The sequence below is a fragment of the Salinimonas lutimaris genome (genome assembly GCF_005222225.1).
Lineage (GTDB): Bacteria > Pseudomonadota > Gammaproteobacteria > Enterobacterales > Alteromonadaceae > Alteromonas > Alteromonas lutimaris.
The window spans coordinates 2,321,865-2,345,631 of sequence record NZ_CP036536.1 but is presented as its reverse complement, the minus strand read 5'-3'; the positions used below and the strand labels follow the sequence as shown (position 1 = coordinate 2,345,631).

Annotated in this window: 24 protein-coding genes; 8 read left to right on the top strand and 16 right to left on the bottom strand. The window is 51.4% G+C overall.

Translation table 11 applies throughout. From position 1 onward, the window contains the following. Positions 1-17: 17 nt before the first annotated feature. On the bottom strand, positions 18-623 hold the full coding sequence (rrtA, locus tag EZV72_RS10165) for a rhombosortase (RefSeq protein ID WP_137167146.1): 606 nt from the start codon (positions 621-623) through the stop codon (positions 18-20). 90 nt (positions 624-713) lie between these two features. Between rrtA and EZV72_RS10160 the strand changes: the two genes are divergently transcribed. After that, on the top strand, positions 714-1,478 hold the full coding sequence (locus tag EZV72_RS10160) for an enoyl-CoA hydratase (RefSeq protein WP_137167145.1): 765 nt from the start codon (positions 714-716) through the stop codon (positions 1,476-1,478). Between the two features lie 58 nt (positions 1,479-1,536). Further along, positions 1,537-3,267 carry a gamma-glutamyltransferase gene (gene ggt / locus EZV72_RS10155; protein WP_408640845.1) on the top strand — a complete coding sequence of 577 codons (1,731 nt, stop codon included), beginning with the start codon at positions 1,537-1,539 and terminating at the stop codon, positions 3,265-3,267. A gap of 38 nt (positions 3,268-3,305) precedes the next feature. Here the strand turns inward: ggt and EZV72_RS10150 are convergent, their stop codons facing one another. Both EZV72_RS10150 and cysK read right to left on the bottom strand, forming a co-directional pair. Continuing rightward, on the bottom strand, positions 3,306-3,767 hold the full coding sequence (locus tag EZV72_RS10150) for a hypothetical protein (RefSeq protein ID WP_137167144.1): 462 nt from the start codon (positions 3,765-3,767) through the stop codon (positions 3,306-3,308). Positions 3,768-3,925: 158 nt separating this feature from the next. Continuing rightward, complete coding sequence (gene cysK / locus EZV72_RS10145) at positions 3,926-4,891, bottom strand: cysteine synthase A (protein WP_137167143.1); 966 nt, start codon at positions 4,889-4,891, stop codon at positions 3,926-3,928. Positions 4,892-5,098: 207 nt separating this feature from the next. Here cysK and EZV72_RS10140 point away from each other — a divergent pair, with 207 nt between their 5' ends. The 5 genes from EZV72_RS10140 to EZV72_RS10120 all read left to right on the top strand — a co-directional run bounded on the left by EZV72_RS10140 (position 5,099) and on the right by EZV72_RS10120 (position 9,613). After that, positions 5,099-5,935 (top strand): AAA family ATPase, encoded by an 837-nt coding sequence (locus EZV72_RS10140; RefSeq protein WP_137167142.1) that lies wholly within the window; start codon positions 5,099-5,101, stop codon positions 5,933-5,935. Beyond that, positions 5,935-7,119, top strand: a complete 1,185-nt coding sequence (locus tag EZV72_RS10135) for a vWA domain-containing protein (RefSeq protein ID WP_137167141.1) — start codon at positions 5,935-5,937, stop codon at positions 7,117-7,119. The genes EZV72_RS10140 and EZV72_RS10135 overlap by 1 nt, the downstream gene beginning before the upstream one ends. Positions 7,120-7,262: 143 nt before the next feature. Then, the gene (locus EZV72_RS10130; protein ID WP_137167140.1) at positions 7,263-8,246 is read left to right on the top strand and encodes an XdhC family protein; all 984 of its coding nucleotides are present in this window, start codon (positions 7,263-7,265) and stop codon (positions 8,244-8,246) included. Then, entirely contained in the window at positions 8,225-8,827 is a 603-nt protein-coding gene (locus tag EZV72_RS10125) for a nucleotidyltransferase family protein (protein WP_137167139.1), read from the top strand. The genes EZV72_RS10130 and EZV72_RS10125 overlap by 22 nt, the downstream gene beginning before the upstream one ends. A gap of 120 nt (positions 8,828-8,947) precedes the next feature. Further along, a complete protein-coding gene (locus EZV72_RS10120) occupies positions 8,948-9,613 on the top strand; it encodes a rhomboid family intramembrane serine protease (protein ID WP_137167138.1) in 666 nt (221 codons plus the stop codon). Here EZV72_RS10120 and EZV72_RS10115 read toward each other — a convergent pair. The 9 genes from EZV72_RS10115 to cmoA form a co-directional block, all read right to left on the bottom strand. Next, complete coding sequence (locus EZV72_RS10115; protein ID WP_137167137.1) at positions 9,598-10,209, bottom strand: MarC family protein; 612 nt, start codon at positions 10,207-10,209, stop codon at positions 9,598-9,600. The two genes, EZV72_RS10120 and EZV72_RS10115, sit on opposite strands and share 16 nt — an antisense overlap. A gap of 55 nt (positions 10,210-10,264) precedes the next feature. Next, a complete protein-coding gene (locus tag EZV72_RS10110; protein ID WP_137167136.1) occupies positions 10,265-11,650 on the bottom strand; it encodes an MATE family efflux transporter in 1,386 nt (461 codons plus the stop codon). 3 nt (positions 11,651-11,653) lie between these two features. Continuing rightward, entirely contained in the window at positions 11,654-12,889 is a 1,236-nt protein-coding gene (gene moeA / locus EZV72_RS10105; RefSeq protein WP_137167135.1) for a molybdopterin molybdotransferase MoeA, read from the bottom strand. A gap of 128 nt (positions 12,890-13,017) precedes the next feature. Beyond that, positions 13,018-14,778, bottom strand: a complete 1,761-nt coding sequence (locus EZV72_RS10100) for an alpha-amylase family glycosyl hydrolase (protein WP_137167134.1) — start codon at positions 14,776-14,778, stop codon at positions 13,018-13,020. A gap of 3 nt (positions 14,779-14,781) precedes the next feature. Continuing rightward, a complete protein-coding gene (locus tag EZV72_RS10095; RefSeq protein ID WP_137167133.1) occupies positions 14,782-16,005 on the bottom strand; it encodes a glycosyltransferase family protein in 1,224 nt (407 codons plus the stop codon). 8 nt (positions 16,006-16,013) lie between these two features. Continuing rightward, positions 16,014-16,838 carry an HAD-IIB family hydrolase gene (locus tag EZV72_RS10090; protein WP_137167132.1) on the bottom strand — a complete coding sequence of 275 codons (825 nt, stop codon included), beginning with the start codon at positions 16,836-16,838 and terminating at the stop codon, positions 16,014-16,016. Continuing rightward, positions 16,835-17,722, bottom strand: a complete 888-nt coding sequence (locus EZV72_RS10085; protein ID WP_137167131.1) for a P-loop NTPase fold protein — start codon at positions 17,720-17,722, stop codon at positions 16,835-16,837. Before EZV72_RS10085 ends, EZV72_RS10090 begins: the two co-directional genes overlap by 4 nt. Before the next feature lie 96 nt (positions 17,723-17,818). Further along, positions 17,819-18,802: a tRNA 5-methoxyuridine(34)/uridine 5-oxyacetic acid(34) synthase CmoB gene (gene cmoB / locus EZV72_RS10080; RefSeq protein WP_137167130.1), complete on the bottom strand. Its 984-nt coding sequence runs from the start codon at positions 18,800-18,802 to the stop codon at positions 17,819-17,821. Then, positions 18,795-19,541, bottom strand: coding sequence for a carboxy-S-adenosyl-L-methionine synthase CmoA (gene cmoA, locus EZV72_RS10075; protein WP_137167129.1), 747 nt, complete (start codon positions 19,539-19,541; stop codon positions 18,795-18,797). The genes cmoB and cmoA overlap by 8 nt, the downstream gene beginning before the upstream one ends. A gap of 173 nt (positions 19,542-19,714) precedes the next feature. On the opposite strand from cmoA, the gene EZV72_RS10070 reads away from it, so the two are divergent. Further along, positions 19,715-20,350, top strand: coding sequence for a response regulator transcription factor (locus tag EZV72_RS10070; RefSeq protein ID WP_137167128.1), 636 nt, complete (start codon positions 19,715-19,717; stop codon positions 20,348-20,350). An 85-nt stretch (positions 20,351-20,435) separates the two neighbouring features. On the opposite strand, the gene lipA is transcribed toward EZV72_RS10070, so the two are convergent. From lipA to EZV72_RS10050, 4 genes are all read right to left on the bottom strand, one after another. Continuing rightward, positions 20,436-21,398 carry a lipoyl synthase gene (lipA, locus tag EZV72_RS10065; protein ID WP_137167127.1) on the bottom strand — a complete coding sequence of 321 codons (963 nt, stop codon included), beginning with the start codon at positions 21,396-21,398 and terminating at the stop codon, positions 20,436-20,438. Continuing rightward, positions 21,391-22,044: a lipoyl(octanoyl) transferase LipB gene (gene lipB, locus EZV72_RS10060; RefSeq protein WP_137167126.1), complete on the bottom strand. Its 654-nt coding sequence runs from the start codon at positions 22,042-22,044 to the stop codon at positions 21,391-21,393. The genes lipA and lipB overlap by 8 nt, the downstream gene beginning before the upstream one ends. Beyond that, a complete protein-coding gene (ybeD, locus tag EZV72_RS10055; RefSeq protein WP_137167125.1) occupies positions 22,045-22,308 on the bottom strand; it encodes a DUF493 family protein YbeD in 264 nt (87 codons plus the stop codon). Positions 22,309-22,397: 89 nt separating this feature from the next. Further along, positions 22,398-23,525 (bottom strand): D-alanyl-D-alanine carboxypeptidase family protein, encoded by a 1,128-nt coding sequence (locus tag EZV72_RS10050; RefSeq protein ID WP_232364565.1) that lies wholly within the window; start codon positions 23,523-23,525, stop codon positions 22,398-22,400. Positions 23,526-23,767: the final 242 nt, after the last annotated feature.

Below are 23,767 nucleotides of genomic sequence, written 5' to 3'. Positions count from 1 at the left end.
CCCTGAGCCGGCGTTTTTTATGTGCCCGAGGTGCTGGGGGCAGAGGATGTACTGGTTAGTCGAATCGCCACAAACAACAGCACACCGGCCACAGCGCCGTACAGGTGCGCATCAACCGCTACTTTGGCATCAATCATAGTCGCTACCGCCGGGCTTGCTCCATAAATTTGTTCATAGGCAATCTTGACGGTGACCCCGGCCAGCAACAGCCAGCCAGATTTCATCTGGTGACGAATATCCATACAGGCGCCCCAGCAAAAGACCCCGTGCAGCGCACCGGATAACCCTACATACCAGAGCATAGACGGCGATAGCAGGTAAAGCCCGGCGCCGGTAGCCAGCGCACACCACCAGAACACCTTCATAAACCGCAGCGGGCTGTAATGTTCACCGTGCAGCAACCACAGCATCAGCAGACCGCCAGTATTTAACAGCAAATGATTGATATTGGTGTGCAACAGGTTGGCTGACAACAGCCGCCAGGTTTCCAGACCATCGACGGCGTACCGGTCGAAGGTAAGCAGGCGAAACTGACTGTCAGGCAGCACAAAACACAAGGCAGATAACAGCGCAATGGTGGCAGGGCCAATCCAGTGGCCAAAGGAAAGAGGTAGTTTGATCATCACTCACAATGATTTTTATTTTCGTTGTTGCTGGTTATGATACCGGAAAAACCGTCATAATTGACCCTGCTAAAGAAAAAAGGACACAGCATGAGTAATATTAATGTCACCCTGCAAGAGGGCATCCTGACCCTTGAGATGAACCGGGCCGATAAGAAAAACGCGCTGACCCGACAAATGTATCAGGCTATGGCAGATACCCTGAACGAGGCTAATCAGGACCCGCAGGTCAGGGTGGTCAGGCTGACCGCTGCCGGCAGTTGTTTTACCGCGGGTAACGACATCAGCGATTTTGCCAACCGGGACGAAGGCAATCAGGTGGCAGAGGTATCGGCGTTCATGCGGGCGCTGGTGGAGTGCCGGCATCCGGTGGTGGCCCAGGTTCATGGTATGGCAGTTGGTATAGGTACAACTTTATTGCTACATTGTGACTTAGTATACTGCGAGCCTGAGGTGAAATTTGTATTACCTTTCATCAATTTAGGGCTGGTGCCCGAATATGCGTCAAGTTACTTGCTGCCGAAACTGGCCGGTCGCCGCAAAGCCAGTGAATGGCTGATGCTGGGCGAACCTTTTGGCGCTGATGAAGCACAGCAGTTTGGTCTGGTATCCGGTGTTGTTGAAGCCAGCCAACTGGCAGACAAAGTCGCACAGGTATGCCAGTCACTGGCGGCCAAACCCCAGTTTGCGTTATCCCATACCAAAGCCTTACTGGATAACGACAAAGACGCCGTAGAACAGCAAATCAATGTAGAAATGGATTTGTTTATTGAGGCGATGGGGACCGAGGCGGCGCAGGAAGCCTTTGATGCGTTTTTAAACAAGCGACCGGTTAACCGGGACAAATTCAGATAATAGGATAAGCATAAGCGTGATTGGGCATAAGAGTGTGTTTCAGCGATTTTATAGTGTTCTGGCCACCGGTTTTCTATTTCTGAGTCCGCTGGCCGGGGCGGCGCAGACCAGCAGCCCGGTTGAAGCCGGGGAGCCGGAAGCGGCCACCGGAAGGATCGAGAAAAAAGCCCATGTAGCTAAGCAGTACATGGTGGTAGCTGCTAACCCTTATGCCTCATGGGCCGGCAAGAATGTACTGGAAAAGGGCGGCAGTGCCATGGACGCCGCCGTGGCTGTTCAGGCTATGCTGACACTGGTTGAACCCCAGTCGTCGGGCATCGGTGGTGGCGCTTTTATCTTATACTGGGACAACCAGAATAAGCAGCTACACACCTTTGACGGCCGGGAAATGGCACCGGCCGGGGTCACCCCTTACTGGTTTATGGATAAAAATAAGCCCATGACCTACCTGGAAGCATTGGTCGGCGGAAAGTCTGTTGGCGTGCCCGGGGCACTGCGGGCTTTAGAAACCGGTCACGCTCAGTTTGGAAAGCTGGCCTGGAATAGTCTGTTTGACGATGCGGCGGCCACTGCCGCCAAGGGCTTTAAAGTGTCAGCCCGGCTGGCCAGGCTGGTGGCGCTGGATTATCATCCGGGTCTGCGTGAGTTTACCGGCAGCAGCACCTATTTTTATCCGGCCGGACTACCGCTCAAAGAAGGGGTCATCAAACAAAATAAACCGCTTGCCACCACGTTGCGCCAAATTGCCGAACACGGCGCTGATTATCTTTATACCGGTCCGCTGGCCCAAAAGATTGTCGATACGGTGAACAAGGCACCGGTGAATCCGGGCAATATCACGCTTGATGATTTGTCTGGTTACCGTGTGATCGAGCGGGCACCGGTGTGCGGTGAATACCGGACGCATAAAGTATGTGGCATGGCGCCGCCCAGCTCCGGTGGTATCAATGTGTTACAAATTCTCAAGATGCTGGAAGGTTTTGAGCTCTCCGCGATGGCGCCAACCGGCAAGGAGTTTGTCAGCCTGTTTACCCAGGCCAGTGCACTGACCTTTGCTGACCGGGATATGTATATTGCTGATACCGACTTTACCAACCTGCCGTATGCGGCGCTCATTAACCCGCCGTACCTTAAGCGCCGGGCACAAACCATTGCTGTTGATAAACCCTGGCGCCGGGCCCGGGCGGGCAAACCTTATCAGGATGCCAGAGTCAGTCTGGGTACCTCGGTGGAGTTGCCTAACACCAGCCATATTTCCATTATCGATAAGCAGGGCAATGCGGTATCGATGACCACCAGTATCGAATTTATGTTTGGCTCCGGGTTAATGGTGGATGGCTTTTTGCTGAACAATCAGCTGACGGATTTTTCGTTTAACCCGTCACGCGGACATTACCCGGTTCCCAATCGCGCTGAGCCCCATAAGCGGCCGCGCAGCGCAATGAGTCCGACCATGGTATTTAATGACCAGGGCGAGCTGGAACTGGTGGTGGGCTCACCAGGTGGTAGCCGGATTATTGATTATGTGGCCCAGACGCTGATTGGTGTTATTGATCAGGGACTGGATATTCAGCAGGCCATTAACTTACCTCGCATTACCAATCGCAATGATTATACCGCGCTGGAAAAAGGCACGGCTGCTGAAGCGCTGAAACAGCCCCTTGAGGCATTAGGCCACAATGTGAAAGTGATTGACCTGAACAGTGGTCTGCATGGAATTCAGGTAAAAGGTAACACCTATATTGGTGGTGCCGATCCACGACGCGAGGGCGTGGCCGTGGGACGTTAGGCATTATGGCGGCCAGCACAATAACTGGCCGTGACTATTTACATATATTGTGAAGTCACCCGGTCAACCCGCCACTGACCGTCTTCACGGACCAGCTCCAGTGCACGCAGATCTTCGATTTTATCGTCGTTATAGGTACCGGTAAAAAACAGGGTAATGGTGGAGCTCTCAGAGAACTGTGTACGCCCGATTTTATTTCCGCCGTCCGGCTTAATCTCAACCGAATCGTATTTTAAGTTCATCACATGGCGCTGCACATTGCGATTAGTGCGGTAGTTTTGCAAAATACGTTGCATGCGATCGGTGCTCAGGGTTAACGCCACAGTAATGTCCGGGTCATCATAAATACTCTGGGCAAAGCGCAGGGCGGTATATTCGGGCGTGTTTTCATCCATCATGCCGTATTTACCCACGCCTTTTTCTTTTTCCAGGCAACCACTTAACATGAGCAGTGCACAAAGCACAGACAGTGCACCCATCATCCTTGTAATTGTGAACATAGTTTGTGTTATCAGTGAATGTGTATTGGCGTGATAGTGTATCGCCGGTATCTGGCAACGTCGACTGCCACAAGTCTGAAAATTGATTATCAGGTATAAAAAAGGGCGGGGTATCAGCCCGCCCTAATCATATACTTTATCAGGTAGGATAAGTCAGATTACTGCACTTCTTCCTGGTCGCCAAATTCACCGGCAAACAGCGGGCTACTCAGGTAACGCTCGGTACCACTGGCCAGCAGTACAACCACTACCTTATCCTGATTTTCCGGACGTTCGGCAAAACGCTTGGCAGCTACCACAGCGGCGCCAGAGGAAATACCTGCCAGAATACCTTCTTCTTTCATCAGGCGGTGGGTCATTTCCATACATTCTTCGTTGGTGACCTGTTCCACTTCATCAATGATATCCAGATCCAGGTTGCCCGGGATAAAACCCGCGCCAATGCCCTGAATTTTGTGTGGTCCCGGTGTGAGTTCCTCACCATTTCTGGCCTGTGTGATCACCGGCGAGTCAGTCGGCTCTACAGCAATAGAGGTAATGGCTTTACCCTGCGTATTTTTCAGGTAACGACTTACCCCCGTGATGGTACCGCCGGTACCTACACCCGCAACAAACGCATCAACCTTGCCATCAGTGGCTTCCCAGATTTCAGGACCTGTAGTTTTTTCGTGGATCTCCGGGTTAGCCGGGTTGTCGAACTGCTGCAGCAGCACGTATTTTTCAGGATCAGAGGCCACAATCTCCTGCGCAGCCGCAACAGCGCCTTTCATCCCTTTAGGGGCTTCTGTCAGGACCAGGTTGGCACCCAGTGCTTTTAGCAGCTTACGACGCTCAAGACTCATACTGCTAGGCATGGTCAGCGTCAGCTTGTAACCACGGGAAGCGGCAACAAATGCCAGCGCAATACCGGTATTACCACTGGTCGGCTCAACGATCTCTTTACCTTCTGTCAGCACACCGCGTTTCTCGGCATCCCAGATCATGTTGGCACCAATCCGGCACTTCACGCTGAAACTCGGGTTGCGTGATTCAATCTTTGCGTACACATTTCCACCGGTGACCCGGTTTAATTTTACCAGCGGCGTCTGGCCGATAGATAGCGAGGCATCGTCAAATACTTTCATTACTCTTCCTTATTTCGTGGAATATACCGTTTTACTGCTGTGCGTTTGACCATTCTGGCTAACTGACACACCCACAACGGAATTTTACAATACATGTGTATCATTGGTGGCGCAGACTAAAAATTAAAGTGATTTTTAGCTATATGATATGGTTATTTGTATTGAGCATTATTTTCTGGCCTAGTAGAACAAAAATAAGGAGTTACTATGGCATTCACAGGTACTGATGACTATATCGCCAGCAAAGAGTTGCAAATGGCGGTTAACGCGGCGATCACGCTGGAAAAACCCTTACTGATAAAAGGCGAACCGGGCACCGGTAAAACCCTGCTGGCCGAGGAACTGGCTCGCAGTATGGATACCGAACTGATTCAGTGGCACATCAAATCGACCACCAAAGCTCAGCAGGGGCTGTACGAATACGATGCGGTGTCCCGTCTGCGCGACTCTCAGCTAGGCGACGATAAAGTCCATGATATCGGCAATTACATTATCCGTGGCAAATTGTGGCAGGCATTTGATGCCGACAAGCGCCCGGTACTGCTGATTGATGAGATTGATAAAGCGGACATTGAGTTTCCTAACGATCTGCTGCTTGAGCTGGATAAGATGGAATTTTTTGTTTACGAAACGCAGCAGCAGGTGAAAGCCACACAGCGCCCTGTGGTGATCATTACCTCCAACAATGAAAAAGAGTTACCGGATGCGTTTCTGCGCCGGTGTTTTTTCCATTATATCCAGTTCCCCACGCCCGAGCAGATGCGCGATATTGTAAATGTGCATTTTCCTCGTTTAAAAAGTGATTTACTGGAACAGGCGCTGAATGCCTTTTTTGAATTACGCGACGTGCCGGGGCTGAAGAAAAAACCCTCCACCTCTGAGCTTATAGACTGGCTTAAATTGCTGGTGGCCGAGGATATTCCGCCTGAAACCCTGCACAGCAAAGATGGCAAGGCGGCCATTCCTCCGCTTTACGGTGCCCTGTTAAAAAACGAGCAGGACGTACACCTGTTTGAAAAGCTGGCGTTTATGGCGCGCCGCTAATGTTGATTGATTTCTTTTTTACCTTGCGTAAATACCGGGTTAAAACCACCGTGCGGGAACTGCTGGATTTGCTTCGGGCCATGCAGCACCATGTGGCGTATGCCGACATGGAAGACTTTTACTATCTGGCCCGAACGGTGATGGTCAAGGACGAAACCCAGTACGACCGGTTTGATCGGGCATTTGCCGACTATTTTGATGGCGTTCAGGCCGTTGATCTGTTTGGTAAGGACATCCCGGAGGACTGGCTGCGCCGGGAGATTGAAAAAAATCTCAGTGATCAGGAACGCGCGGCGATTGAAAAGCTTGGTGGTCTGGATGCGCTGATGGACACTCTTAAAAAACGACTCGAAGAGCAGGAAAAACGGCATCAGGGCGGCAACAAGTGGGTGGGGACCGGCGGCACTTCCCCGTTTGGCGCTTACGGGGATAACCCGGAAGGGGTCCGTATCGGTCAGCATGCAAATCGTAAGTTCTCAGCGGCCAAGGTATGGGATAAACGCGAGTTTAAAAATCTTTCCAGCGATGTGGAGCTGGGCACCCGGAATATCAAGATGGCCCTGCGTAAGCTCAGAAAGTTTGCCCGTACGGGAGCCAGTATGGAACTGGATGTGAATCAGACTATCAGCCAAACCGCCCGGAAGGGCGGCTTGCTGGATATTCATATGGCGCCTGAGCGGCACAATGCAGTGAAGGTGCTGATGTTCTTCGATGTGGGCGGGTCCATGGATCCCTTCATTCGCCAGATTCAGGAATTATTTTCTGCGGTGCACAGTGAATTCAAGCATCTGGAATATTTTTACTTTCATAACTGTGTGTATGAAGAAGTATGGAAAGATAACCGCCGTCGGGATAGTGAACGCATTCCGGTCTGGGATATCATTCATCGCTTCGGGCCGGACTATAAAGTAATATTTGTGGGTGATGCCACCATGGGTCCGTATGAAATCACCTATCCTGGCGGCAGTGTGGAGCATTTCAATGAAGAGTCCGGGGCCACCTGGTTGCAGCGTCTGCTGCATCATTTTGGCAGCGCGGTATGGCTCAACCCTCAGCCTAAGGGGTACTGGCCTTATTACCATTCGGTGTCGGTCATTGAAGAGCTGATGCAGCAGCGGATGTATCCAATGACCCTGGATGGTCTGGCAGAGGCCATCAGCCGTCTGAGCCGGCCGGGCTTGTAGTTGTTGCCTGAAATCGGGGCCGGTCACTTTGTAGTAACCGGTAGAGAGTATTACGCCGGTTAGGTACACTGTAGCGAACTAAGCGCAGTGTGCCTGCGTAGTAATAACGAATGACATACTGCAACAAATAAAACGGGTGGCTGATGAAACATCATCTTTATCATATTCTGGAACACTGGATAGCGCACAAGGATGATGGACGCTGGTTACTTGCTACGATTACTCAGACCCGCGGCTCGTCTTATCGTAAAGCCGGAGCCATGATGTTATTTAACGAAGATGGCGGCCAGTTTGGCGTGGTCAGCGGCGGCTGTCTGGAAAGCGACTTATTCCATCAGGCGCGTAAATGCTGGATGACCGGCAATAGCCGGACAGTAACCTACGATATGCAGGATGAAGGTGATGTCGCCTGGCGTCTGGGGATTGGCTGTGGCGGTGAGGTGACTTTGCTGCTGCAGCCGGTGACTGCCGACAATCACTATCTGCAGCTTCCCGCAGTACTCGATGCACTGAAGCAGCAGCAGGCGGTAGAATATCACCACTGGCTGGGCTCGCCCGAAGCACGATGTCAGCTGGGGCCGGTTGATGATTCGCAGCGCTGGTACAGTCATAAGCTTACCCCACGTAAAAGCCTGCTTATTCTGGGTGGCGGGGTGGATGCCATTCCGCTGGCAGAGCTGGCTGATCGCATCGGCTGGCAGGTCACGGTGTCTGATCCGCGGGCCCGCTACGCCCGTGCCGCTGACTTTGCCTGCGCCCAGACCCATGATTTACCGCTATCGGAACTGGCCGGTCATGGAGTGCTGGATCAGGCTGATGCTATCATTGTCATGCACCATCAGATTGGCCTGGATGGAGAAGCATTAAAGGCGATAAGCCAGCACCGGCCTGCACGGTTAGGCTATCTGGCTCTGCTGGGGCCGGATCACCGCACTTCACGGGTGTTTACTGAAGCGGGGCTCAGTAGCAAGGATCTACCGCTTGCGCTGCAATCTCCGGCCGGGTTTGATATTGGTGGTGACCTGCCTGAATCTATTGCATTATCCATGCTGGCGCAGGCTCATGCGGCGCTGTTTAATAAACCTTACCGGATAAACTCTCACTCATGGCAATCAGTCTCGGCGTAGCCATTCTTGCTGCCGGGCAGGCCCGGCGGTTTGGCAGTAATAAATTATTGTGTCAGCTACCGGGGGGGCAGACCCTGATAGCGCGCACGGTTCAGCAGTGTATGCCGCTATCGCCCATCCCGCTGCTTATTGTCAGCGGAGCCTATCACGACGATTTGGTCAGTCAGCCTTTCAGTCATGAGGTTATGCTGACCTACAACGCGCAGTGGCAGGATGGCATGAGCAGTAGTATTCATCGTGCTGTTGAGCATTTTGAACAGGATGACAGCGTTAGTCATTTGTTGATCATGCTGGCAGACTTACCCTTAATTACCACTGCCAGCATGGTGGCACTGCATTATGCTGCTGCCGGCTCGCCAGATGCGGTTATTGCCAGCGGCTGGGAGGGTAACGCCACCGCGCCGGCAATTTTCCCGAGGCATTACTGGCCACAGCTGAAAGCCCTGTCTGGCGACAAAGGCGCCGGCAAGCTGATTCGAGATATTCTGGCCAGTGAACCTGAAAAATGTCAGGTAGTGCGTCACCCTCAGGCAGCCTATGATTTGGATACGCCAGATACACTGCCCAAACTGGCTGACTAAACCCGCCGGGCATGCGTGATTGAAAAAACGCCCGGCCCGCCACATATCACTTACAAAGGCTGTGATGACTTGCTGACAGGTATAAGTCATGGCTGTGGGTGAGGGCTATCAGGAAACCGCATGACAACACCGGGCACAGGTCATTATTCAATGCAGCAGGCTGTAACAGTCAGTACACTGGCCGTGATGCTATTGTGGGTGATTCAGTCTGCCGGCGTGTTGTTTTCACTACCGCTGGGCTTGCTGGGCATTGTGCCCGGCGAGGTCAGCCGGTTGTACGGCATTGTTACCGCACCTCTGGTACATTCCGGCTACGAGCACCTGTTTAACAATACCTTACCATTAATAGTCTTAGGCAGTGCGCTGTTGTACGGGTATCCGCGAACCCGCGGCAAGGTACTGCTAATGGCCTGGCTGTGCAGCGGGGCGGGTGTCTGGCTGTTTGGCCGGGCTTCCACCCACCTGGGCGCCAGCGGCGTGGCGCATGGTTTGTTTTTTTATTTATTTGTGGTGGCCATTATGCGTCGGGATACCCGGTCTGTCGGGCTGATGATGATCGCCTTTTTCATGTATGGCACCATGATACTGACTATCTTTCCCACTGAACCGGGGATTTCTTACGAGGCCCACTTTTTTGGTGGCCTCGGCGGGTTGCTGGCCGCTTTATTGTTTGGTCGTCAGGACCCCAAACCGCTCGTCAAGCGCTACGCATGGGAGGACACCGATGAAGAAGATCCGGTTATCGGTGATTTGTGGCGTACGTCCGATGATCACAGTGAAAAATAATCGGTAATTCCTGCCAGCGTATTGGCAGTGGCCAGGGCTGCCAGGATCAGGCCCATTACCCGGCTGATAATATCCGCCCCCCCACGACCCAGTATTCGGATAATAAAGTTAGCGCCCAGCATGACCAGCAAGGTGATGAGCAGCACGACCAGCATGACCAGCGCGGTTTGCGCCTGTTCCCACAAACTGTATACCTGATTACGGGTTAACAGCACAGCAGCCAGCATAGCGCCGGGACTGGCAATGGAGGGCAGGGCAACCGGATATATCGCCGTGTCTTTCAGGCTTCTGGCCAGCTTGACCTCCATCTGAGGTTTGCTTTCACCAAAGATCATCGTCAGGGCAAACAAAAACAGTACAATGCCGCCGGCAATCTGAAACGCCGGTAGGGGAATATGCATGGCATTTAAAATGAGTTCACCGGCCACAATAAAAAACAACAGAATGGCGGTAGAGACCAGAAACGCAATCAGGGCGATGCGCCGGCGCTCGCCGTCGGTATGCCCGGCCGCGGCGGCCAGAAATACCGGTAAGGTACCGATGGGATCGATAACCGCAAAAAAATAGATAAAGGTTTGGGCTACATCTATGGTCATCAATTTACTCCCTTAACATGCAGCCCTGACCTGATCAGGCCGTTGCCTGACCTGATCAGGCCGTTGCCTGACCGGGCGGGTGGGCTGCAAAACGCCGTTGTAATACCAGAACCCTGGCGCCCAGCATAACAGCTGCGCTGCTTAATCCTACAATAAAACCAATCCAGAATCCGGCCGCTTCCATTGGCGCATCAGTCAGCCAGTTGGTACGGCCCAGAATGACTCCGGTTGGCAGACCTATCAGCCAGTAGGAAAAAAAGCTGATGATAAACATCGCGGTGGTGTCTTTGTAGCCGCGCAGGGTGTTAGCTGAAATAACCTGAATGGCATCAGAAAACTGAAACAGCGCGGCATAAATCAACAGAGCACTGGCAACATCGGTGACTGCGGTATCGGTGGTATACAGCCCGATAATCAGGCCTCTGGCAAGCAGCGTACAACTGGCGGTCAGCACGGCTACCCCAAGACCAATGACCATGGCGCTTTTCACCGCCGTGGCGGCCTGACGCATATTGTTCTGCCCGACCCGGTAACCCACCCGAATCGACACTGCCATACCCATGCTCAGCGGAAACATAAACATTAATGAGGAAAAGTTAAGTGCCACCTGATGCGCCGCTACCGTGGTGGCCCCGAAAGGGGCCAGAAGCAGCGCAACCACAGCAAACAGCGTGACCTCAAATAGCAGTGTCATGGCAACCGGAAAGCCGAGCTTAAGCGTACGGATCATCATGCGCAAAGACGGTTTGTGCCATTGCCCCAGCAAATGGTATTTGGCCAGGCGTCTGGAACACCAGGTATAAATCAGCGTACTGATAAACATGGCGGTGATTACAATTGCGGTGGCAATACCACAGCCAGCGCCACCAAACTCGGGTAGTGGCCCGGCGCCATATATAAAGCAGTAATTGGCGACAATGTTAAATAACAGCCCGATAACGGTAATGATCATCGTTGGCTTAGTATTGCCCAGGCCTTCACAATAGTTTCTCAGCCACTGGTATAACGCAAATGCCGGCATGGACAACAGCACATACTGCACATATTCCAGCGTAATGTCATACAGGCCGGCTTCCATCGGGAAAAAGGCCAGCAGGGCCGGCAGGGCCGGGTACAGGGCCACTATCGCAATGCCGGTAAAAAACAGCAGGTAACCGGCCTGCTGAGCTGCATAAGCAACCTGACTAACCTCACCGCCGCCCTGATAACGGGAAATAATCGGTGGCAGGGCCAGAGCCAGGCCCTGAATAAAGCACATCAGCGGAATGGTGACACTAAAGCCCAGTGCCACAGCAGCCATGTCGACCGCATTGTAATGGCCAGCCATAACGGTATCGACTACGCCCATCAGCATCTGGGTTAACTGCGCAATCAGCAGAGGCCAGGTCAGCTGAACCAGTCGTTTACTTTCAAGGGCAAAACGTTTTGAGACAACCACCACGAATTAACAGCTCCAGTGATCACGGGTGTGAAAAGGCTGCACCGTGACGGTGTCACCGTCGTTCAGTGCCGTGCAGGTTTCATCGGCAATAATATAGGCATTGGCCTGAGTCACAGTGGTCATGACCCCCGAGCTTTGTTTTGCCAGTAACGTGACCTGCCAGTCGCCGTTGTCGGCCTGCCAGAGTCTGGCGCGTAAAAACTCCTGGCGTCCGGCACGGCGTTTCAACTGGCCGTTGAGCGCTGCTTTTATGGTCAGTGGCCGGGTCGCAGCACTGAGCCCCTGCATCGACTCAATTAACGGCATCACAAGCTGTTGGGTGGTAACAAATGCAGAAACCGGGTTACCCGGCACGCCACAAAACAGGCACTGGCCAAGCTGACCAAAAGCAAACGGTTTACCCGGTTTTATGGCGACCTTCCAAAAGCCGACTTCACCGTGTTCATCAAGGACCTGCTTAACAAAGTCAGCCTCGCCGACCGATACGCCTCCGGTACTGATTAACACATCCACCTGGCTGCTGGCCTCAAGCAGGGTGTTGGTCAGGCTCTGTTTATCATCCCGGGCAATACCAAAATCGTGTACATCTACATTAAGCGGCGCCAATAGCGCCTGCACACCTACGGTATTGGAATTATAAATTTGTCCGGGCTGCAAGGGTGTTCCGGCCGGCATAATTTCATCTCCGGTGGCTATCAGTCCCACTTTCAGCTGACGCAACACAGTACAATCAGCCATGCCCAGAGAGGCCAGTAACATCAGGTGGCTGGCGCTCAGACGGGTGCCGGCGGAGATCACGGTTTGTCCGGCAGTAATGTCGTTACCGGCAGCGCGGATATTTTCATGTTCGCGTGCAGCTTGTGTGATCACCACCGTATCACCATCGCGTTCAGTGTTTTCCTGCATCACGACAGCACTGGCGCCGGCGAGAATACTGGCTCCGGTCATAATCCGGGCGGCTTCACCGGCTGCCAGCGACAGGCCGCTGACATCACTGCCAGCCAGAATAGTATGGGTAACCTGATAAGACTGGCCGGCGCTTACCGGCAGGCCAATCGCGTACCCGTCCATGGCAGACACATCCTGCGGCGGCACGCTAACCGGGGCGACAATGTCCTGCGCACAAATGCGGCCCAGACAGTCGGTCAGTCTGACCTGCTCGGTCTGGGTCACCGGCGTGGCTGCCTGAATAAGTTGTTGTAAAGCCTGCGCTAATGTCAGCCAGCCTGTTGAGGACATGTCGAACTCCTTGATTCATAAAATCAAAAAGCGAATTATCGCGCAAAGCAGCGGTGGCGACCAGTCAAAATCGAAAGGAAACAGTGAAAGAGAATAAAAGCGCCGGTCAGAATGACCGGCGCGGCAGATTAGACCGGATCCTGATTACTGATCCAGACCGTTTGGTACGGCTTGAGAGTTAAAAACTCATTGGTATTGTGAATTTCATCCCGGGTGATAAGGTCAATCCAGGTATCAGTGCCAATAAGGTTAATATCGGAAAGCAAAATAGACTGCTCCTGGTCACTGATATTGGAAATACAGAATAGGCTTTGCCGTCTGTCCAGGCTCTGGCGCCAGTAACCAAATAACTGATTGCCCAGTTGTAGGGTGAACTGGGTGGCGTTAGGATGAAAAGCAGGCTGAGCTTTTCGGATCCGGATTAGCTGAGACAACCGGGTGAGCACTTTATGATGCTGGGAGTGTGGGCTGTCCAGCTGCGCGGCCAGTTCACTAAAGTCCCAGCGGTGTCGGTTTATGGCACGGTTTTGCCCGGTGTTGGCCACCTTTTCATAGTCATTGGATGTGCCCAGTAAACTGTGCACATAAATACCCGGAATTCCCTCCATGCCCAGCATAATGGTATGCGCACAGATAAAACGGTCAACCTGATAGCGATCAGGGCCTGCCGTAGTACCCTGCAGGGCATCAAATAAAGCAATATTAATCTCATAAGGCTTTTGCTGGCCATGCGCGGAGGCCCGCCAGGAAACCTTACCGCCAAATCCCTGCATGGTATGCACCAGCGTGGATATTTCCTCATCGTCCAGCAAGCCTTCTGCCGGACGCAGCCCAATGCCATCATGAGAAGCAATAAAGTTGAAGTAAGTGGTACCGTTTTGCGCCGGAGGCATACTCATCATCCAGCTTTTCAGGTAACGACAGTCACCGGTTACCAGGGTATTAACCAGCAGTGGCGGCAGTGAAAAGTTATATACCGCGTGGGCTTCATTGGCATTACCAAAATAGGTCAGATTTTCCCGGTTCGGAATATTGGTTTCGGTAATGATAATGATATTCGGATCGACATGCTCAATCAGGGTGCGCATCAGCCGAATCACTTCGTGGGTCTGGTCCAGGTTGATGCAACTGGTGCCCACAATTTTCCATAAAAAGGCGACCGCATCAAGCCGGAAAATGCGCGCACCGTTATCAATGTACAGCCGGATGATTTCGATAAAGGCCCGTAAGACTTTGGGGTTGCGAAAATCAAAGTCGACCTGGTCATGACTAAATGTGCACCACACATATTTGGTGCCGTTTTCAGTCTGGGTTTCCCGTAGCAGCGGGGACACCCGGGGCCGGGTTACCATCGACAAATCATCATCCGGGCTGGCAGTGAAAAAGAAATCACTGCCGGGGCCTTCGCCACGAATGAAATTTTCAAACCAGGCGCTGCGTGATGAACAGTGGTTAACCACCAAGTCAAACATCAGGCCGTAATCTTCTGCCAGACGGGTAATATCTTCCCAGTCACCCAGCGACTCGTTGACGCTGGAATAGTCGATAACGGAAAAACCGTCATCTGAGCTATACGGAAAAAACGGCAGAATATGGACTTTGTTGACCGTATTTTTACAGTAGGTCTGCAAAAAACGATTGAGGGTGAACAGGGGACGCTCATGCCCATCAGTGATACTGTCACCATAGGTGATCATGACAATATCTTCTTCGTTCCAGTAATTGCAATGGGCCTGAGGGGCAACCATTTCGCTGTCATCAGTTAACCCAATGGCATTGATAAGGTCGGTTGCCAGTGATTCGGCTGACATATCCAGCTCAACATCGGCATAGATGCTGTGCAGATGATGCAGCACTTTGTCGTGTAAATGGTTGCGCGTTGTCGTCATTAATTATCCCAGTAGTTCTGAGGTGTCGGCTTCTACTGCTTCAAGCAGTCTGTCTAAAATATCCGGTACAGCGCTGGTTACCCGGTTCCAGCTCGGAATAAAAGGCGTCTCCATGGGATTATCCAGAAAGCTTTGTCCTGCTTTCATGATGTTACTGGCGAACATTTCTACTGCTTTTTCCTCGCGGTGAATGTCCAGGGTCAGGCCATTCATTAATGCATCGTTGTGATAGGTTTCAACAAAGTCCAGCGCAATACGATAATACGTGGCTTTGATTGAGCGAAACATTTCGGTGCTGAATGTGGTGCCCTGAGTGGCCAGTTTACGAAACACCGCTTTGGTGATATCAATCGACATCTTTGACAGGCCGCCCTGATCATTATTCAGTGAAAGATCCTGATGTTTATGATCATAGGTTTCGGCAATATCTGCCTGACACAGCCGGTTGTGAGAGTAATTGCGGTGCATCTCTGACAAGACGCCAATTTCCAGTCCCCAGTCGCTGGGAATGCGAATGTCGTTAAGCACGTCCCGGCGAAATGAAAATTCACCGGCCAGCGGATACCGGAAGCTGTCCATAAATTCCAGGTATTCGTTGTCGCCCAGAGTGCGTTTAAGCGCCCGCAGCAATGGCGTAACCAGTAAGCGAGACACCCTGCCGTTGATTTTGCCGTCAGCTACCCGGGCGTAGTAACCCTTACAGAATTCATAGTTGAACATTGGGTTGGCTACCGGATAAATCAGGCGGGCCAGCAGATCACGGTTATAGGTCAGAATATCGCAGTCGTGCAGAGCAACAGACTCAGCGCGGTTTGAGGCCAGAATATAGCCCATGCAGTACCAGACATTCCGGCCTTTGCCCAATTCTTTCGGGGCCAGACCCAGCTCGGTCAGTTCCTCATCAATGGCTTTAAGACGCGGGCCATCGTTCCACAGAACCCGGTGGTGCTGGGGCAGGCGGCCGAAAAACTTCAGCGCATGCTGGTACTGTTCCTTGGTGGATCTGTCCAGCCCAATCACAATTTCTGACAGGTAGGGTACGTTGGTCAGCTCATCAAGAATATGGGGCAGGGCTTCGCCTTCCAGCTCCGAATACAAAGAAGGCAGTATCAGCGCCATCGGGCGCTTTTGAGAAAATCGTAAAAGCTCTGCTTCTAATTCTTCGGTCGGGCGGTTTGCCAGGTTATGTAAAGTTGTGACCACACCATTTTGGTAAAAATCGGCCATGTGTCCTCCTAATCATGCAATGAAAGCAATTTTGTTAATATTTCATTCCAGCCTTCTGGGCCGAGTTGGGTACTGGTGTAAACCTGTTCTTCTTTTTGTAATTCGGGGGGAGCATGGCTGGGCGAGGCAATTCGTACGGCAATATCCGCCGCTTCCAGCATGGCAATATCGTTTTTACCGTCGCCCAGCGCCACGGACTGACAGGGAGTGCCGGTCTGGCGCTGATATTCTTCAGTTAGCCACTGCAGGGCCGCGCCTTTATTACAGTCGCCGGAGATATGAATAAACCGTCCGCCTTCCAGCGGATAACCGCCCCGGTTTATCACATCCTGCATAAAAGCCTGTTTGCGTTCTTCGGATGACTGCCACAGTACCGGCTCACCAAACTGACGCTGTGCAGCCAGTTTGGCGGATGGCTCGTCCAGACCGGTGGCATCCATAATGTCGGTCACCGACATTTGCGAAAAATGAGCAAATTCACCGGCAAATTCTGGTTTAATCTTTTCCAGCAATTTAAGCCAGTAGTTTTTGCCGGAAATAAACGATTTGCACCAGAAACCGTCCTGCCACACCGTGCCGGCTGGTTTCTGGTCAAAAAAGCCATGCGGAATGTAGGCTGCCGCGCCGTTTTCGACGATAAATGCGCCAGTCAGCCCGATTTGCTCCCGCAATACCAGCATTTCTGCAAAGGTTTTGCTGGTGGTGGGGATCACCGGTACATGCCGCTGATGAAGGGCCGCCAGTGTGGGTTTGGCCGCGTCAAAACTATAGGTATGGTGGTCAAGCAGCGTCCCATCCATATCAGTAAACACCATCATCTGTGGCTGATTCATACGTTCCCTTTTTGTACACCGGTGATCTGGCGATCACCATCAAGTTCAAATACCGTGTGACAGTGCTGGGGCAATTGCGCAAAACCATGCTCGGTCAGGCGCTGATAGTGTTGGATAAATCGACTGATTTGCGCATCGGTCATACCTTGCTGACGGGCATCCGGTACGCCTTCGCGAACCAACCGGGCAATCAGTTTGTGTTCCTGTTCACAGCGCCACTGGTACACATGATCAAAAGAAGGTCCTTTGAGCATGACCCAGTATTGCATGGCATCAAATAAGGGCTGATAGGCAGCGGCAAGCTGGTCGTTAACATAATGTCGCCACCGGCCATCCGAATCTTCGTTTTGCTCAAGTGAATTCACCGGTTCAGCAAGCGCTGCGCTGTCTTGCGGTGGTACTCCCCAGCACCAACCTTCCATTAGAACGATATCGGTCCGGTTATTGATCACAGGCCATTGTTCAGTTGGATAAGGATTGTCCGTTGCTTTATTAAAACGCGGCAGGGCCACGCTCTGTCCCTGTTGCAGTGAAGCGATAACCTGTTGGGCCAGGTCAGTATCGTGAGTGCCTGGCACACCCCGGGTAGCCAGCAGGGGATGAACCTGCTCAGCCAGAGTGACACGGGCAGGTTGGCTAAGGTAAAAATCATCCAGCGACAGTACCACCACCTGGTGGTTCTGTGCTTCCAGATAAAACTTTAAAAAGTCACAGAGGGTCGATTTGCCCGACCCCTGACAGCCGTTAACGCCAACAAAGAAAGGTGTCGATGCACTTTCTTTGTGCGTGAGAATTTCTTCGGCAAGCGGAATGAACCATTTTTGTGCAATGTGTCCATAGCCTTCGGGTAACTGGTGGTCCGCTAAAAATCGCTCAAGCTCCATATCACTACCTGTCCTGGTGCGTATTCGCACATTATCGGTGAAAGACAGGTTACAACTATTATGCCAAGTCCCGGCTCTGGCAAGTGTTATGTGGTCTTACTTGCGCGTGGCAACCAGTACTGCCCGTTTGGGGGCCGGATAGCCTTCCACTGTCAGTGAAAGATCTTCAGGGTCCAGAAAATCTTGCAGTGACTGACCCTGCATCCAGTCCGTTGCCCGCTGTTCGTCCAGCGTAGTATCATTAATGTCAGCCAGTCTGATATCCACAAATCCCAGCCGGCTTAGCCACAGTGTCAGCGCGTCAACGCTGGGTAAAAACCACACGTTACGCATCTGGGCATACCGGTCAACCGGCATCAGGGCAGTATGTTCATCGCCTTCCACCACCAGGGTTTCAAGTATCAGTTCACCACCACGACGCAATTGCATTTTCAATTGTTCCAGGAACTGGATTGGATCTTTGCGGTGGTACAATACGCCCATTGAAAATACCGTATCAAAGGCTTCAAGCGGCTGCATCTGTTCAATACCCAGCGGCAGGAAATGAACCGGCGCCTGACCAACAAAATGCTTGATAGCCTGAAACTGAATATAAAACAGCTGAGTGGGGTCGATACCGTACACGGCCTTAGCGCCTGCGCCATGCATCCGCCACAGGTGGTAACCACTGCCACAGCCCACGTCCAGTACCTGACGGTTGTTCAGATCGCTGATGTGCCCGGCGACCCGTTCCCACTTCCAGTCTGAACGCCACTCGGTATCTATATGAATGCCGTGTACATGAAAAGGACCTTTGCGCCAGGGCATAAACTGACGCAGCAAACCGTCTATCTGTTTGTGGGTATAGGTATCAATGTCTGCCGCACTACCAATGCGAACTTCACTGCCAAGCTCGCATTGTGACGGATGGGTTACCGGTAGTTTCTCCAGCAGACGGCACCATTTATTAAATTCGCCATGCTGGCCGGTGGAAGACCACTGTTGCATCTGCGCCGGCAGCGTTTCAAGCCAGTGACGTAACGGAGAGTCAAGCAGCTCGCGGTAAGCATCAGCTGTCCATTGTTCAACCAGTTTATGCATCTGTAGCGTCTCCTTTAATGGCGACCAGAGACATGAAGTTATAGCATTTGTACCACATTACAACATCGCTGAAACCCGCCTCGCGCAGGCGCTGATCATGCTGGGAAAACGAATCGGTCAGCATGACGTTTTCCAGCGCCGCACGTTTCTGGGACACTTCCAGCTCACTGTAACCGTTATCGCGTTTAAACTGATGGTGTAAATCAATCAGCAATTCATTGCCCTGCAGGGTTTCATGGCTGATCTTTTCAGACAGCACCAGAATTCCGCCAGGATTCAGACCCGCATAGATTTGTTTTAGCAAATCAAGCCGTAACTCTGGCTGAATAAACTGGAGCGTAAAATTCATCACCACCATTGATGCATTAGTGATATTCGTATTCTGGGCAAGATCACACTGTACGGTAATCGGATTGGGTAAAGAAAATGACTTAATCCGGCGTTCGCAGCCCTCGGTCATAGCTTGTGAAGCATCAACAGCTATAATGTCGCAGGGCGTGTTGGCGGTGCCACGTGCCACCGACAGGCTGGCAGCGCCTAATGAACAACCTAAATCATAAACCCGGGTGGCGGTTTTAACATAACGGCTGGCAAGTTCACCGATGGTGTGTACAATAGTCTGGTATCCCGGCACTGAGCGTTGAATCATATCCGGGAATACATCAGCGACGGCTTCGTCAAATTTGAAATCTTCCACCGACTCCATGGGGTTGGCGAAGATATTGTCTGGTTTGTGCACGTTGGCTTGCCTTTACTAATCAGGGATGGCGGCAATTCTACCTTGTTGACAGTATTTTCCAATTACTGATACGGAAATCTTGCTGTTTAATTTGGTGTTTTGATCTTTTTCACTTTCCCTTCTTAGTCTAAAGTATTACTGTACGCAAACAATAAAAAGGTTTTGAGATTAGTATGACGCAGATACTGGTAGCCGACGATCATCCGTTGTTTCGTGAGGCACTGCGCGGTGCTCTGGCACCTTATTTTAAAGATGCAGAAATTTTAGAAGCAGACTCACTTGAGTCTGCGATGACAACGCTGAACAGTCAGCGTGCTATCAATCTGGTGCTGCTGGATTTAACCATGCCTGGTGCAGAATATTTCAATGGGCTTATCACTATTCGGGAAGCGTACCCGGATCTGCCTATTGCAGTAGTATCTGCCAGCGAAGGGGTAGAAGTCGTGGCACAGGTCATGAGCCTGGGCGCACAGGGTTTTATTCCTAAATCGTCGCCGACCAAAGAGATGGCCGATGCGATTATGAAAATTACTCAGGGCGAAACCTGGGTACCTGAATCCATGCAGGCTGAATTGGAGGCCGTGAATGAAGAGCTGGCGACCTTATTGCAACGTTTCAGAGAGCTGACACCCAAGCAAATTCAGGTATTATCATTCTTACGCGCAGGCTTGATGAACAAGCAGATTGCGCATGAAATGAATGTTACCGAAGCTACTATCAAGGCGCATATCAGTGCCATTTTGCGTAAACTGGAAATTAACACTCGTACGCAGGCTGTGTTGTTGATGGATAAATTGCAGCTGGACTAACCGGTTGCACTGATACAAAAAAGCCCAGCACTTTGTCAGTGCTGGCCTTTTTTATTGTTCATGTTTTATTTGTCATGGCTACCGATTATTTTACTTCTTTACCAGCAGCCTGCTGGTCAGCATGATAGCTTGAACGAACCATAGGACCACACGCAGCCTGGGTAAAGCCAATGCTACGGGCAAAGTCGCCCAGCTCATCAAATTCAGTCGGATGCACATAACGCTTCACCGGATAATGGTGGCGGCTAGGTTGCAGATACTGACCCAGCGTCAGCATGTCTACATTGTGAACACGCAGGTCCTGAAGTACTGTCTGAATTTCTTCGTTTTCTTCACCCATACCCATCATCAGACCTGATTTGGTCGGGATTTCAGGATGTTGTTCCTTGAACTTTTTCAGCAGATCCAGAGACCACTGGTAGTTCGCGCCCGGGCGACATTCCCGGTACAGACGTGGGATGGTTTCCAGATTGTGGTTGAAGACATCCGGTACTCCATTTTTAAAAATCTCCAGAGCACGGTCCATCCGGCCACGAAAATCAGGCACTAAGACTTCAATGGTTGTTTGCGGACTATGTTCGCGAATAGCATTAATGCAGTCAACAAAATGCTGAGCACCGCCATCGCGCAGGTCATCGCGGTCCACCGAGGTGATTACCACGTACTTAAGATTCATCTCAGCAATGGTGGTAGCCAGTTTCAGCGGTTCTTCGGCTGACGGAGGCAGTGGCTTACCATGACCCACATCACAGAACGGGCAACGACGGGTGCAAATATCACCCAGAATCATGAACGTGGCCGTACCGTGGTTAAAGCATTCTGCCAGATTCGGACAACTGGCTTCTTCGCAGACGGAGTGCAGGTTATTCTTGCGCAGCGTCTTTTTAATATGATCGATTTTGTCCGTTGTGCGTGGCAGCTTGATCTTTATCCATTCAGGCTTGCGCAGCATTTCTTCTTTTTCAGTGGGAATTACTGTAACGGGAATATGTTTGACTTTTTCATCGTCGCGGAGCTTCACTCCGGCTTGAGGACGTGCGTTACTCATCAAAACCTTCTTTGTAATGTGTGTGATGAATGGCTAATTCATTCAGTAATGTCTTTATGAGGGCAGGGCCGGCAACTTCAAGATTGTCCGGACCGCCAAGCCGCTGTGTATCGACCATTTGCATGCCCGCATAACCACATGGATTAATCCTGTCAAACGGGGACAGGTCCATCGCCACGTTCAGGGCCAGACCATGGAACGAGCAGCCGCGGCGAATACGAAGCCCCAGCGAGCAGACTTTCTGTTCATCCACATAAACGCCCGGTGCATCCTGTTTGGCGTAGGCGCTGATGTTGCTTTGTGCCAGCAGCGCAATGACCGCATTTTCCATAGCGGTGACCAGATGACGAACGCCCAGTTTACGGCGCTTGATGTCCAACAGCAGATAAATGACCTGCTGGCCTGGTCCATGGTAAGTAACCTGGCCCCCCCGGTCTACATTGACCACCGGAATATCTCCGGGCATCAGTATATGTTCTGCCTTACCCGCCTGGCCCTGGGTAAAAACAGCATCATGTTCAACCAGCCAGATTTCATCTGTTGCATCCTGATCCCGGGTATCGGTAAAGGACTGCATTTTCTGCCATACCGGCGTGTAGGGCATGCGCCCCAGCTGCCTGATAATAATGGGGGCCTGATTATCCACTTATAATACTACTCTCACCAATTCAATCTTGGCCAGTTCGGTATAGATGGTTTCCATATGTTCCTTGCTGGTTACCTTAACGCTGACAGACACAGAATGATAGTTACCTTTGCTACTGGGCTTAACAGTAGGGGTATAGTCACCGGGGGCGTGCTCCTGCAAACAGGCAATAACCTGTTCGGGGAGCGCCTCATCAGCTACGCCCATGACTTTAAATGTCTGAAATGTCGGGAAGTCCAGCAATTCATCAAAACGGGTATCCATGCGATATCCTTTAGTACAAATAAAAACGGCCAGATTGTAACAAATCTGGCCGCCTTAGAACTAGGTTTAGTTAGGATTTATGAGACTGTTTACTCTTCCCAACCGATCTGTAACATTGCCCAGTCGTATACACGGTCAAATAAACCGCCTTCGTTAACTTCCTGTAAGGTCACCAGCGGATACTTCGCCACATCTTTGCCGTCCAGCTGAATATACAGGGTGCCAACAACCTGACCTTTTTCCAGTGGCGCCTCGAGCTTTTTATCCAGTTCAAAGTTGGCTTCCAGATTTTCTGCCTGTCCACGTGGAATGGTGATTGGCGTGGCCTGGTTAATGCCTAAATCCACCGTGTCACGGTCGCCCATGTAAATGCGGTGCGACACAAAACTTTCGCCGGCTTTATACGGGGTGACTGTTTCATAAAAACGGAAGCCATAACGCAGCAGCTTTTTGTTTTCTGTTTTACGGGCGCGGTCGCTGTCGGTGCCCATAACAACTGAAATCAAACGCATACCACCTTGTTCGGCAGAGGTAATCAGACTGTAGCCGGCATCCGAAGTATGACCGGTTTTAATACCATCAACATTCAGGCTTTTGTCCCATAGCAGACTGTTACGGTTATATTGTTTAATGCCGTTGTAAGCGAATTCTTTTTCGCTATACATGCTGTAAATTTCCGGTGTTTCGCCCACCAGAGCGCGGGACAGCTTCGCCATATCATGTGGAGTTGTGTAGTGATCAGGATCATGCAGACCATGGCTGTTTACAAAATGCGATGAATTCATGCCCAGTGCAGCGGCATGAGCGTTCATCATACTGGCAAATGCATCTTCAGAGCCGGCCACATGTTCTGCCATAGCCACACAGGCGTCGTTGCCTGACTGAATAATAATGCCACGCAGCAAATCAGACACTTTGACCTGGGTGCCCACTTCAATGAACATTTTTGAAGAATCAGGAAATTTTTTGGCCCACGCATTTTCAGAAATGGTCACTTCATCATTCAGACTGATGTTGCCGGCTTCCAGTTCCTTACCGATCACATAGGTGGTCATCATCTTGGTCAGGCTGGCCGGTGCAAGCTGCATATCCGCATTTTTCTCAGCGATGATTTGCCCGGTGTCATAGTCCATCAGGACAAAACCTTCGGCATTTACCTCCGGAGCTGGGGGGGTGACGACAGCGGCCTGGGCCGATATGCAAAATATCGACAGCATCAGCGTAAACAGTGCCGCAAAACGGGCACGTACTGACGATTTAGCGCAATTAATATTATTATGCATGATTACTATTTTTTACCGTGTTGATGTTGCTAACTAGGTCAGAAACGAAAGTGTAACGTAAGCCCCACAGTAGGACTAGTTTTCGGCGCAAAAGTTTACCCTTTTTGCTTTGAAAAACAGCATTTCCTCGCCAGTGGCACGAATAAGGCAGATGAGCGCCATATTTTACCCAGAAT